The sequence below is a fragment of the Nocardiopsis nanhaiensis genome, assembly GCF_054778635.1.
In genome coordinates this window covers 1-10,604 of sequence record NZ_BAAGZJ010000139.1, presented here as the reverse complement: position 1 = coordinate 10,604, position 10,604 = coordinate 1, and the positions used below count along the sequence as shown (strand labels likewise).

Below are 10,604 nucleotides of genomic sequence, written 5' to 3'. Positions count from 1 at the left end.
TGCCGGACCCGGGCGAGCCGCCCGCCGCACCCGCCGCCCCCGCGCACGCCGAACTCGCCTCCGGGCCGCTCCCGCCCCCGGCGGCGGATCCCGCTGAGGTGCCCCTGCCGATGGGTCTGACCCGGCGCGAGGCGGAGGTGCTGACCCAGGTGGCCAAGGGCTTGAGTAACCGGCAGATCGGCGAGGCGCTGTTCATCTCCGCCAAGACGGTGAGCGTGCACGTCACCAACCTCATGGGCAAGCTGGAGGTCACCAACCGGACCGCCGCCGCGGCCCGGGGCCGCGAACTGGGGCTGGTGTGACGGGGCCGGAGCGCCCGCCGCCCCTCCCCGGCATACTGGGCGCCATGTCCCCCTCCGACTCCGCCTCCGGGCACGCTCCGACGCCCGCCTTCGTCGGCCGGGGCCCGCACTTGGACCGGCTCCTGACCGAGGCCGCGGGGGTGGCGGGAGGCCTCTCGCACGCGACCCTGCTGCTGGGTGACGCGGGGATCGGCAAGACGCGGCTGATCGCGGAGTACCTGGAGCGCAGCCCGCTGGCCCAAAGCGCTGTCGGCGGCTGCTTGGAGATGGGTACGGAGGGCGTGGCGTTCGCGCCGTTCGCGTCCGTGGTGCGCCAGCTGGTCCGCGACGGCGTGACAGGTGGTGGAGCAGCGGGTACGGCCGGGGGTGAGCTGGCCCGTCTGGTGCCGGGGCTGGGTGCGGCGCCCGCGGCCACCGAGGAGAGCCGCGCCCGCCTGTTCGAGGCGGTGCTGACCCTCCTGGAGGAGCGGTCCAGGCCCGGCGGCCTGGTCGTGGTGGTGGAGGACCTGCACTGGTCGGACGCCTCCACGCGGGACCTGCTGGTCTTCCTGATACGCAACCTGGACACCGCCCCGGTGCACCTGGTGGTCTCCGTCCGCTCCGACGACCTGCACCGCACGCACCCGCTGCGCCGCCTCCTCCCGGACCTTGAACGGCTCCCCAGGGTCTCGCGGCTGGACCTTGCCCCCTTCTCCCGGGGCGAGGTCGCCCAGCAGGCCGCCGCCCTGGGGCACAGCAGCACCGATCCGGACCTGCTGTTGGAGCGCAGCGGCGGCAACCCGCTGTTCGTCGAGTCCTTCCTGTCCGATCCCGACCCACTCGGCACGGCGCTCCCGGACGGCCCCCGCGAACTCCTCCTCCGAGCCGTCGAACCCCTCCCGGAGGCCACCCGCCGAGTCCTCGGCCTGGCCTCGGTGGCCGGAGACCGGGTCGACCACGTCCTGCTCGCCGAGGTCGCCGACCGCTCGGGACTCTCCGAGGACGAGCTGGACCAGGCGCTGCGCCCGGCCATCGACGCCCGGGTCCTGCGCACCACCGGTACCGGGTACGTGTTCCGGCACGCGCTGCTCGCCGACGCCGTCTTCGACGACCTCATGCCCGGCGAGCGCGTACGCGCCCACCGCCGTTACGCGGACGCAGCCGAGCAGGGCCTTCCCGGGCTGACCTCCGGCGAGTCGGCCGCCCACCTGGCCCGGCACGCCTACGCCGCCCACGACCACCCCCGTGCCCTCACCGCCGGTTGGGAGGCCGCCGGCCACGCAGTCGCCACCGCCGCCCACCCCGAGCACCTCGCCCTGCTCGAACGGGTCCTGGAGCTGTGGGAGCTGGTGCCCGACGCCGCCGAACGCCTCGGCCTGCCGTACGGCGAACTGCTCCGCCGCACCTGCCTGGCCGCCCAGGTCTCCGGGAGCCTGCGCCGCGCGGTCGCGCACGCCTCCGCCGGGCTGCGCGAGACCGACCCCGCCGCCGAACCCGAACTCACCGCCGGGCTGCTGTTCGCCCGCGGGCGTGCCCTCAAGGACCTGGGCCGCTCCGACGCCCTCGAGGACCTGCACGCCGCCGACGAGCTCCTGCCTGAGGAGCACCCCGGACGCCCGGCGGTGGCCACCGCCACCGCCACCGTCCTCATGCTCTTGGGCCGCGACGAGGAGGCGGAAGAGGCGGCGCGGCGGGCGGTCGGTGTGGCACAGCGGGCGGGCGACCGGGTCAACGAGGTGGACGCCCTCATGACCCTTGCCTCCCTGGCTTCCCTCTGGGACAAGGGGTACTCGCTGGGGACCGACCCGGCCGACGGTTCGGCCAGCTGGCCGGCCAGCCGGTCGGTCCGGGGCCCGGCCGACGCGGACCTGTTGCGCCGCGTGGTACGGATCGCTCAGGAGACCGGTCAGGTGCAGTTGGAGGTGCGCGGTTGGCGCCACCTGTCGGCCCACCTGGCCCACGACCTGCGCCTGCAGGAGTCCTACCGGGCAGCCGAGCGAGGGCTGGAGCGCTGCGCTGAGCTGGGGGTGCTGCGCACCCAGGGGCTGGGCTGCGCGAGCGCGATGGCCAGCCAGCTCAACAACATGGGCCGGACCGGGGAGGCGTGGGAGCTGCTGCGCCTGTTCCCCCACGGCCAGGAGCGCGAGGAGGCCCGGGTCCGGTCCCTGATGTCCCTCCTCTGCACCTTCCGCGGCGAGTGGCAGCAGGCACAGGAAGCCCTCGACACCTTCGTCCGGCTGCTGCCCAGGGACGTCTCCACTCCCATGGAGTACCTCAACTACTACTACTCCGCCATGTACCTGCGTATGTGCCGGGGCGAACTCATCGCGGCGGCCCGCGTGGTGGAGGAGGGCCAAGCCGACATCGGCATGCTGGACTCGGGCCGTTTCTACTTCCACGGGCTGGCCGTGGTCGGTGAACTGGTCGCCCGGCTGCGGCGGTTGAGCGACCCCGAGGCCGCCCGTCTGGCCGAGTTCCTCACCGAAAGACTCGGCGCCAACCTGCGGCACGACCGGGGCGAGATCACATCCCTGGGTCTGTTGGGCCGCCGGATCCTGCTCGGCTTCCTGGCCACCGACCCTGTCGAGTCACTCGCCCACATGGAGGAGGCGATTCCCGTCGCGGAGTCCGCCCATCACTGGGGCCTGCTCAGCACCAGCTTGAGCGGGGCCCTGCGCGCCGCGTACGAGGTGGGGGAGGACGTCCGGGCACGGGAGTTGCTGGAGCGCTACGAGCGCCTGGCGGACGAGGACGACGTGTTCCTGCTCAGGCAGGAACTCGCCGATCTGCGCGCCCTGCTGGAGCCGGGTTCCGAGCCGGAGGCTCCCCGGGCCGCCCCGGCCGCCCTGCCCTCCGGGGTCACGCCGCGCGAGGCCGAAGTCCTGGCCGAAGTCGCCAAGGGGCTGAGCAACCGGGAGGTGGGCGAGGCGCTGTTCATCTCCGCCAAGACGGTGAGCGTGCACCTGACCAACCTCATGGCCAAGCTCGGCGCGGACAACCGCACCGCAGCCGTGGCCAAGGGCCGCGAGCTCGGGCTGCTCTGATCCCGGCCCCAGCCCCCGCACTCCCATCAGCCCGGTCAGAAACCCGGCCACCAGCAGGGGCCGCCCCGCGACTGACCCGGCCGACCGCAACGCAACCGAGGCCCTGACCTCGCCGCCGAACACGCCCCGTTGGGCATACTGGCCTCTATGTCCCCCTCGGAGCCCGCGGCCCTCGTCGGCCGGAAACCGCACCTCGACCGCCTTCTCTCCGACGCCGCCCAGGCCAGGGAGGGGGAGTCGAGGGCGGTCCTGCTCTGCGGTGACGCGGGGATCGGCAAGTCCCGGCTGCTGGAGGAGTACCTGGACCGCACGTCCCTGGAACACGCGGCGCTGGGCGGCTGCCTGGAGCTGGGCACCGAGGGCATCGCCTTCGCACCCTTCACCGCGCTCCTGCGCCACCTGGTCCGCGGGGACGGTGAGACGGTGGAAGCCGGGAGCGAGCTCACCCGGCTCCTCCCCGGGCTGGGGCAGACCCCCGCGGCGCTGTCCGGGGCGGACGACAACAGCCGCGCCCGCCTGTTCGAGGCGGTGCTCACCTTCCTCGAAGAGCGCGCGAAGCCGGACGGGCTCAGCCTGGTCATCGAGGACCTGCACTGGTCGGACGCCTCCACGCGGGACCTGCTGGTCTTCCTGCTGCGCAACCTCGGCGCCGTCCCGGTGCACCTCGTGGTCTCAGTCCGCACCGACGACCTGCACCGCACCCATCCGCTGTGGCCCCTGCTCCCCGAGCTGGCACGGCTCGCCAGGGTGACCCGCCTCGACCTCGGGCCCCTCTCCCGGGACGCGGTCGCCGAGCAGGCCGCCGCCCTGAACGGCACCGGCCTGGGACCCGCGGACCTGGACCTGCTGTACGAGCGCAGCGGCGGCAACCCGCTCTTCGTCGAGTCCTTCCTGGCCAACCCGGTCAGCGGCACCGTGCCCGACGGCCCCCGGGCACTGCTCATGCGTCGCGTCGAACCCCTCTCCGCCACCGCCCGCAAGGTCCTGGGCCTCGCGTCGCTGGCGGGGGACCGGGTCGACCACGGCCTGCTCGCCGAGGTCGCAGACCTCTCGGGGATCTCCGAGGACGACCTGGACGAGGCGCTGCGCGCGGCCGTCGACGCCCAGGTCCTGCGCACCACCGGTACCGGGTACGTGTTCCGGCACGCTCTGCTCGCCGAGGCGGTCAAGGGCGACCTGCTGCCGGGCCAGCGGGTGCGCGCCCACCGCCGCTACGCGCAAGCACTCGACGCCGGGGTGCCCGGCCTGCCCCGTGCTCAGACGGTCGCCCAGCTGTCCCACCACGCCTACGCCGCCCACGACCACCCCCGAGCCCTGAGCGCGGCCTGGGAGGCGGCCGACCGGGCCGCGGCCTCCGCCGCCTACCCCGAACACCTGGAGCTGCTGGAGCGGGTCCTGGAGCTGTGGGAGCTGGTCCCCGGCGCCGCCGAACTCCTGGACCTGTCCCACAGCGAACTCCTGCTGCGCGTCTGCCTGGCGGCGCAGTTCGCGGGCAGTCTCCACCGTGCGGTCGACCACGCCACCGAGGCGCTCGCCGAGCTCGACCCGGCCGCCGAGCCGGAGACGGTGGCACGGCTGCTGGTCGCCCGGGCCTGGGCGTACAAGGAACTCGGCCGTACCGCCGCCCTGGACGACCTGCGGGCCGCCGCCGATCTCCTGCCCGAGGGGCATCCGGAGCGGGCGGCGGTGAGCGCGACGACCGGTTCGGTCCTCATGCTGCAGGGGCATGGCCCGGAGGCCGAGGAGGCCAGTCGCGCCGCGGTCGAGGAGGCACGCCGGAGCGGCGACCGGACCAGCGAAGCCGACGCGCTCATCACCCTGGGCAGCCTGTTGGACGTCACCGGTTCCGACGAGGCCCTGGAACTGCAGCTCGAGGGGTTGCGTATCGCCCGGGACCTGGGTGACGTCACGGTGGAGCTGCGCGGGATCAACAACCTGGGCGGCAGCCACAGCACCCGGCTCGAGTACGACGAGTGGCTGGTCCGTGCTCAGGAGGCGGTGGACCGCTGTGCCGAACTGGGCGTCCTTCGCAGCCAAGGGCAGGGGTACGTCAACGGGATGGTCGCCGCGCTCACCGCTCTCGGGCGGTTTGACGAGGCGTGGGAATGGCTGCGCGCCAACGCGACGGCCGCGGACCGCGACGGCGCCCGCCGCCAATCGCTCCTGGCCCAGCTGTACATGCTGGAGGGTGACTGGAGAGCCGTCCAAGAGGCGATCGACGAGTTCGGCCGATTGCTGCCCAAGGACACGTCCTCACCTCTGGAGTACATGTCCCAGTACTACTCGCGGCTGTTCCTCCTGCTTTACGGCCCGGAGGAACGCCTGACCGAGGCGGCCCGGCTGATCCTCGCGGGGGAGGCCGATGTCGGTATGGTCTCGCGGGTCCGGATCAGCGTCAGCGGCCTGCCCAAGCAGGCGAGTGTGGTCTGTCGGCTGCGGCGCAGGGGGGCACCCGGAGACCACGAGCTGGCCGAGGAAATCGCCGGGCTCCTGCTGCGGGTGCTGTCGGGGGATGACTGGCCGACCGGGCCGATGGGGGAGCTGGCCCTGCACAGCTGCCGGGCCTTACTGGAGACGGATCCGGACCGGTCCCGGGTCCACTGGGAACGGGCTCTGCCGCTGGCCGAACGGGCCACCCGGTTCGACTACACGGTGTTTCTCCACGAGGCCTTTCAGGCCGCCCATGGGGCGGGCGAGACGGGGAGGGCACGGGACGTGTTGGAACGGGCCGAAGGCGTACTGGCCGGATTGGACGTTCACCTCGTGCGCCGGTTGGTGGGCGAGATGCGCGAGGCGCTCCGGTCGGCTCCGGGTTCGAAGGCACCGGAGGCCCTCCCCGCCGGGCTGACCGCGCGCGAGGCGGAGGTTCTGGTGGAGGTGGCCAAGGGGTTGAGCAACCGGGAGGTGGGCGAGGCGCTGTTCATCTCCGCGAAGACGGTGAGCGTGCACGTCAGCAACCTGATGGGCAAGCTGGGGGTCACCAACCGCACGGCCGCCGTGGCCCAGGCCAGGGAGCTGGGCCTCGGATAGCCGGGGCGGGAGCGGCTGCGCGGTCGGCCGCGGAACGGCCGGGTTTCGGCATACTGACCTCTATGCCCTCTTCGGATTCCCCGGCCCTCGTCGGCCGGAAACCGCACCTCAGCCATCTCCTCTCCGATGCCGCGCAGGCCAGGGAGGGGGAGTCGAGGTCGGTACTGATCCGCGGTGACGCGGGGATCGGCAAGACGCGGCTGATCGCGGAGTACCTGGAGCGCACCCCGTTGGCCCGCAGCGCTGTCGGCGGCTGCTTGGAGATGGGTACGGAGGGTGTGGCGTTCGCGCCGTTCGCGTCGGTGCTGCGCCAGCTGGTGCGCGAAGGAGGGGTGGGGGACGCCGCCGGGGGTGAGCTGGCCCGTCTGGTGCCGGGGCTGGGTGCGGCGCCCGCGGCCACCGAGGAGAGCCGCGCCCGCCTGTTCGAGGCGGTGCTGACCTTCCTGGAGGAGCGGTCCAGGCCCGGCGGCCTGGTCGTGGTGGTGGAGGACCTGCACTGGTCGGACGCTTCTACCCGGGACCTGCTGGTCTTCCTGCTGCGCAACCTGGACACCGCCCCGGTGCACCTGGTGGTGTCGGTGCGCTCCGACGACCTGCACCGCACGCACCCGCTGCGCCGCCTCCTCCCCGAGCTGGAGCGGTTGCCCAGGGTCTCGCGGCTGGACCTTGCCCCCTTCTCCCGGGGCGAGGTCGCCCAGCAGGCCGCCGCCCTGGGGCACAGCAGCACCGATCCGGACCTGCTGTTGGAGCGCAGCGGCGGCAACCCGCTGTTCGTCGAGTCGTTCCTGTCCGAGCCCGATCCCTCGACCGCGCTCCCGGACGGGCCCCGGGAGCTTCTGCTGCGGGCCGTCGATCCCCTGCCCGGGCCGGTCCGTAAGGTCCTCGGCCTGGCCTCGGTGGCGGGGGACCGGGTCGAGCACGTCCTGCTCGCCGAGGTCGCAGACCTCTCGGGGATCTCCGAGGACGACCTGGACGAGGCGCTGCGCGCGGCCGTCGACGCCCGGGTCCTGCGTGCCACAGACACCGGGTACGTGTTCCGGCACGCGCTTCTCGCAGAGGCGGTCAAGGCCGAGCTCCTGCCGGGGCAGCGGGTGCGGGCCCACCGGTGCTACACGGAGGTGCTCGGCGCCGGGGTGCCCGGCCTGTCCCGCGCGGAGACGGTCGCCCAGTTGTCCCGCCACGCCTACGCCGCTCACGACCACCCCCGGGCGCTCACCGCCGCTTGGGAGGCCGCCGACCACGCCGCCGCCTCCGCCGCCCACCCCGAGCACTTGGAACTGCTTGAACGGGTCCTGGAGCTGTGGGAACTGGTCCCCGACGCCGCCGACCGGCTGGACGTGTCCCACGACGAGCTCCTACTGGAGGTCTGCCGGGCGGCGCAGGTCGCGGGCAGTCTGCGCAGGGCGGTCGACCACGCCACCGAGGCGCTCGCCGAGCTCGATCCCAGCACGGAACCCGAGTTGGCGGCCCGACTGCTGGTCGCCAGGGCCTGGGCCTACAAGGACCTGGGGCGGAACGGGGCCTTGGACGACCTGCGCGCCGCCGCGGCCCTCCTGCCCGAGGGTCACCCGGAGCGGGCGGCGGTGAGCGCCACGACCGCTTCGGTGCTCATGCTGCTGGGACGGAGCTCGGAATCCGGGGAGGCCGCCCGGGCTGCGGTCGAGGAGGCCCGCCGTGGCGGGAACCGGGCCAGTGAGGCCGACGCGCTCATCACCTTGGGCAGCCTCGGGGACGTGTTCGCCACCGACGCATCCCTGGAGATGCTGGGCGAGGGCGTGCGCATCGCCCGGGAACTCGGCGAGATCCAAGTCGAGCTGCGCGGCCTCAACAACATCGGCGTCCACTACCGTTACCGCCTGCGTGTCGAGGACGCACTCAGTAGCAGCCTGGAAATCCTCGACCGCTGCGCCGAACTGGGCGTCCTGCGCAGCCAGGGGGTCGGCTACAGCACCGGAGCGGCCGGGCTGCTCCACTCCTTGGGAAGGCTCGACGAGGCCTGGCGGATGCTGGACCGCTTCCCGCTGTCCGAGGACCGGGATGAGGCCCGGCGGCAGGCCCTGCTCGCCGACTTCCTCGTCGTGGCGGGGGAATGGGAAGCGGCGCGGCGGGCCATCGACACCTTCGTCCAGCTCATGCCCAGGGCCACCTCCACACCGATGGAGTACATGAGCCTCTACCTCGCCGAAATGCGCCTGCTCATGTACGGGCCGGGTGAGCGCCTCGAGGAAGCGGCACGGCTGGTACTGGAGGGCGAGGCCGACATCGGGCTGCTCTCCCAGACCAAGTTCAGCTTCACCGGGATCAGTATCTCCGCCGAGCTCGTCTGGAGGCTCCGCCACCGGGGCACGGTAGAGGACGCATCCTTGGCGGAGGAGCTGGCGGTGCGCCTTCCGCCCGTGCTGGGCGATGACGACTGGCCGGTCGCACCCATCGGCCGGATGGTCTGGAACACCTCGTGGGGATTCCTGGAGCCGGACCCCGCCAAAGCACTCGTCCACTGGAAGGAGGCGCTCTCCCTCGCCGAACGCGCCGACCGGACGGGCCTGGTCCGCAACCTGTACGGCGCCTTCTGGGCGGCCCGCGCCGCGGGTGAGCACGCCTACGCGCGGGAGCTGCTGGACCGGGCCGAGACCGTGCTGGCCGGGTTCGACGTCCATCGCGTGCGCCAGTTCGTGGGCGAGATGCGCGATGCCCTCGGCGGCGCCCCCGCCCCCGCGGAGCCGTCCGTGCTCCCCTCCGGGCTGACCGCGCGCGAGGCCGAGGTTCTGGCGGAGGTGGCCAAGGGGCTGAGCAACCGGGAGGTGGGCGAGACGTTGTTCATCTCCGCGAAGACGGTGAGCGTGCACGTCACCAACCTGATGGGCAAGCTGGGGGTCACCAACCGCACGGCCGCCGTCGCCAAAGCCCGAGAGCTCGGCCTCGCCTAGTTCGGCTCGGCCTCGCTCGGGCGGTGGCGCGAGGGGCCAGCTGGCCGCGCGGCTCAGGCGCGGGAACCCGCCCGGCTGATCCGGGCGAGGGAAGCTTCGACGTCCACCGAGCCGGCGGGCTGGTTGTAGGGAAGCTTGGCCAGCAGGTGGGCCATACCGCAGGTGTTGGTGAGACCGGCGAAGGTCAGACCGGCGCCCACGAAGGCGGCGACGAACAGGGCGGGGGTCCACGCCAGGCCGACCAGAGCCGAGACCAGCACCAGGGAACCGGCGACCAGGCGCACCTGGCGCTCCAGGGCCCAGCGTTCCCGGCCGCGGACGGCGGGGGCGTCGGTGGCGGTCCAGGCGTTCATCCCGCCGGTCATCACGACGGAGTCGGTCAGTCCCGCGGCGGCCAAGGCGTTCTGGGCCTGCTCGGCGCGCGGGCCGGACTGGCACACCAGGACGATCTGTTCGGAGGCGTCCCTGGACACGCGCTCGGCGTGCGTGTTGAGATCGCTCAGGGGGAGGTTGACCGCGCCGGGGATGCGCACGCTCTCGAACTCAGCTGGGGTGCGCACGTCAACCAGTAGCGGTGCGGAGTTGCTGTCGACCTGTGCTCGTACTGTGGAGACGTCGACGGTCTTGCTCATGTGTGTGGCTCCCGGAGGTGGAGTCGGGCAAGGTCAGGGCAGGGCGGCTGGAGGGGCCTGAGTGGATTAGTCGACCACCCTGGTAGGCAATACTACCCCCAGGGGTATGTGACGTGCTGGTCACCGACTTCGGGAATACCGGAGTGACCGGCGAATCGGCTGATGCTGACCCGGGGCGAGCGGGGCCGTGGCCGGAACCAGCCAGACCCCCGAGACCACGGGCTCCGGTCCACGCGGGTGCGCTATGGTTCGCACCCATGAAATACCTCTTCCTCATCGTCGGCGGCCTCATGGCTGTCGGAACCTTCTTCTACTCAGCTGACCAGGAGAACCCGATCGGGATGGCGCTGGCTGCCATGGCTTTGATGATCGGCGGCATCGTCGGTGGCCAGCACGATTTGGCTATGGTCCTCCGTCAGCTCGTGGTGAAGTTGTCCCCGCAGCAGCTCGGGCCGCAGGCCCACCAGCACCCCCAGCCCCATCCCCAGCAGCAGCCGCACGCAGGTCCCCAGTACGGGCAGCACCGCTGACTCATATGTTCTGCGGAGAATTCGGGGGCGGGGTTTCCCTGCTGGTGCGGGTGGTTTCCCCGTTTCCTGCCGCTTGATGGTGGCCGTCTCCGCTGCGCGCCTCAAGGTCGTCGCCATCGAGCGCTTCGCGCGTCAGTGGCGCTCCACCTTGACCCGCTTC

Annotated in this window: 6 protein-coding genes; 5 read left to right on the top strand and 1 reads right to left on the bottom strand. The window is 72.6% G+C overall.

What is annotated here, in order from left to right; genetic code table 11:
* From ACYVD1_RS33875 to ACYVD1_RS33860, 4 genes are all read left to right on the top strand, one after another.
* On the top strand, positions 1-302 hold a 302-nt coding region (locus ACYVD1_RS33875), incomplete at its 5' end, for a response regulator transcription factor (protein WP_460778568.1).
* Between the two features lie 44 nt (positions 303-346).
* Positions 347-3,325 (top strand): helix-turn-helix transcriptional regulator, encoded by a 2,979-nt coding sequence (locus ACYVD1_RS33870; protein WP_460778567.1) that lies wholly within the window; start codon positions 347-349, stop codon positions 3,323-3,325.
* A gap of 147 nt (positions 3,326-3,472) precedes the next feature.
* Entirely contained in the window at positions 3,473-6,355 is a 2,883-nt protein-coding gene (locus tag ACYVD1_RS33865) for a helix-turn-helix transcriptional regulator (protein WP_460778566.1), read from the top strand.
* 62 nt (positions 6,356-6,417) lie between these two features.
* Positions 6,418-9,282 (top strand): ATP-binding protein, encoded by a 2,865-nt coding sequence (locus ACYVD1_RS33860; RefSeq protein ID WP_460778565.1) that lies wholly within the window; start codon positions 6,418-6,420, stop codon positions 9,280-9,282.
* Between the two features lie 53 nt (positions 9,283-9,335).
* Here the strand turns inward: ACYVD1_RS33860 and ACYVD1_RS33855 are convergent, their stop codons facing one another.
* On the bottom strand, positions 9,336-9,914 hold the full coding sequence (locus ACYVD1_RS33855) for a rhodanese-like domain-containing protein (RefSeq protein ID WP_460778564.1): 579 nt from the start codon (positions 9,912-9,914) through the stop codon (positions 9,336-9,338).
* Positions 9,915-10,171: 257 nt separating this feature from the next.
* Here ACYVD1_RS33855 and ACYVD1_RS33850 point away from each other — a divergent pair, with 257 nt between their 5' ends.
* Positions 10,172-10,444, top strand: coding sequence for a hypothetical protein (locus ACYVD1_RS33850; protein ID WP_460778563.1), 273 nt, complete (start codon positions 10,172-10,174; stop codon positions 10,442-10,444).
* Positions 10,445-10,604: the final 160 nt, after the last annotated feature.

Coding starts and splice junctions, on each gene's coding strand:
- ACYVD1_RS33870 (WP_460778567.1), top strand. CDS start 347: ATGTCCCCCTCCGACTCCGCCTCCGGGCACGCTCCGACGCCCGCCTTC.
- ACYVD1_RS33865 (WP_460778566.1), top strand. CDS start 3,473: ATGTCCCCCTCGGAGCCCGCGGCCCTCGTCGGCCGGAAACCGCACCTC.
- ACYVD1_RS33860 (WP_460778565.1), top strand. CDS start 6,418: ATGCCCTCTTCGGATTCCCCGGCCCTCGTCGGCCGGAAACCGCACCTC.
- ACYVD1_RS33855 (WP_460778564.1), bottom strand. CDS start 9,914: ATGAGCAAGACCGTCGACGTCTCCACAGTACGAGCACAGGTCGACAGC.
- ACYVD1_RS33850 (WP_460778563.1), top strand. CDS start 10,172: ATGAAATACCTCTTCCTCATCGTCGGCGGCCTCATGGCTGTCGGAACC.